The sequence below is a fragment of the Cupriavidus sp. 05N40 genome, assembly GCF_056397305.1.
On sequence record NZ_JBFTND010000429.1, the window covers coordinates 1 to 1,565 of the forward strand.

A 1,565-nucleotide genomic window follows, 5' to 3' on the forward strand; every position below is an offset into this window, starting at 1 on the left:
GCTGCAGGCCGGTATCGACTGGGCCACCGTGCAGCCGTTCGAGCAGGCCATCCTGGCTGCCGACGCGCTACGCGCCCGGGGCGGCAGTCCCCTGGTGTTCAAGAGCGTGGGCTATGCCTTGTGGGATCTTGCGGCCTGCGTGCTGGCCAGCGCCGGCCTTTCGGCCGGATCGGGTGCCGTGTAAGGCATTCGCCAGGGGCGGCCGAAGCCGCTCCGGGTGGCGGCCGCTGCCCGAATTCCCTCCTTGCCAGTAGGCCTATGCCGCACAGCAGCACGCGCGGCGGAGAGGCGTCGCAATTTCGGTACAGTTTTGGCGCCGATTCCTTGCCGATTTCCCGTTTTTCTAATGGTTAACCCGCCCTTTAGGGGGGTGCTTCTATGAAAACGTTACAGGTTTGAAACAGACGCTTCACACCAGACTGGATAATGCACGCCTCACCTCAAGGCAGAAGAGCATTCAAGGAGTAGGCATGACCCATAAAAAAATCCTGGTGGCCAGCGTTGCCATGCTAATCGCCGGTGCGGCGCAAGCCCAAAGTGCCGGCAGCAATGTCCTCAGCCTGGGCTGGTTCCGCGTGATGCCGAACAGCTCGGCCGACCCGCTCACCGTGGACAGCGTCAACGGCTTCCCGGTTGGCCAGCCCAAGCCCGGCACCGGCGCCGAGATCCAGTCCGCCGACACGGTCGGCATCTCGCTCGAGCACTATTTCACCGACAACATCGGCGTGGATTTCGTTTTCGGTATCCCGCCCAAGCACGACGTCGCGGGAGAGGGCAGCTTTGCCAAGTACGGCATGCTGGGCAGTGTGAAGCAGTGGAGCCCCGCGGTGCTGGTGAAGTACCACTTCCTGGATGCCAAGTCCAAGTTCCGCCCGTATATCGGCATTGGCGTGAATTACACCTGGTTTACCGGCGAAACCATTACCAACCAGACCTTCGTGAAGTCCGAGTTCGGCCCGAATGCCACGATGTCGGCCAGCGCCAAGAGTTCGTGGAACCCGGTGTTCAACGTGGGCGCGAACTACGCCGTGACCGACAACTGGTTCGTCGGCATCTCGGTTTCCTACGTGCCGCTGTCGACCACGGCCAGCTTCACGGCGCAGAACGCCGGTGCGGCCGGCAACCAGACGGTCCAGTCGCATACCAAGATCAAGATCGACCCGGTCGTGACCTTCCTGAACGTGGGCTACCGGTTCTGAGCGGACTTCTCCCGCGCTTGCGCGGGGCAAACAAAAAAGCGCCTGCGAGGCGCTTTTTCTTTGGGGCCGCGGGCAGGCGAGCGGGCGGCATCGCGACCGCACCGCCGCCAGCACCTTATCCCTTGACGGGGTAGCCCGCCTCTTCGATCGCTGCGCGCAGCGCTTCGCTGCTGGCCGTGGCCTCCACGGTGACAGCCTGCGCGGGGATATCCGCGGACACCTTGGCGGCCGGATCGAGCGCCTGCACGGCTCGCGTGATGGCGCCCACGCAATGGCCGCACGACATGCCTTCAACCTGGAACTGGATCATCTGGGTTCTCCTGCTGGAACGGGTGAAAAGTGTTGCATCGGGCGCGTACCCACCGC

The 1,565-nt window shown here is 63.5% G+C and carries 2 protein-coding genes and 1 pseudogene; 2 read left to right on the top strand and 1 reads right to left on the bottom strand.

Annotation, left to right across the window (positions count from 1 at the left end):
• Nucleotides 1-184: pseudogene (locus AC1DO7_RS41215) on the top strand (delta(1)-pyrroline-2-carboxylate reductase family protein); the annotation flags it as partial.
• A gap of 286 nt (nt 185-470) precedes the next feature.
• Complete coding sequence (locus AC1DO7_RS41220) at nt 471-1,199, top strand: OmpW/AlkL family protein (protein WP_441612859.1); 729 nt, start codon at nt 471-473, stop codon at nt 1,197-1,199.
• Nucleotides 1,200-1,314: 115 nt separating this feature from the next.
• On the opposite strand, the gene AC1DO7_RS41225 is transcribed toward AC1DO7_RS41220, so the two are convergent.
• Nucleotides 1,315-1,509, bottom strand: coding sequence for a heavy-metal-associated domain-containing protein (locus tag AC1DO7_RS41225; RefSeq protein WP_441612860.1), 195 nt, complete (start codon nt 1,507-1,509; stop codon nt 1,315-1,317).
• Nucleotides 1,510-1,565: the final 56 nt, after the last annotated feature.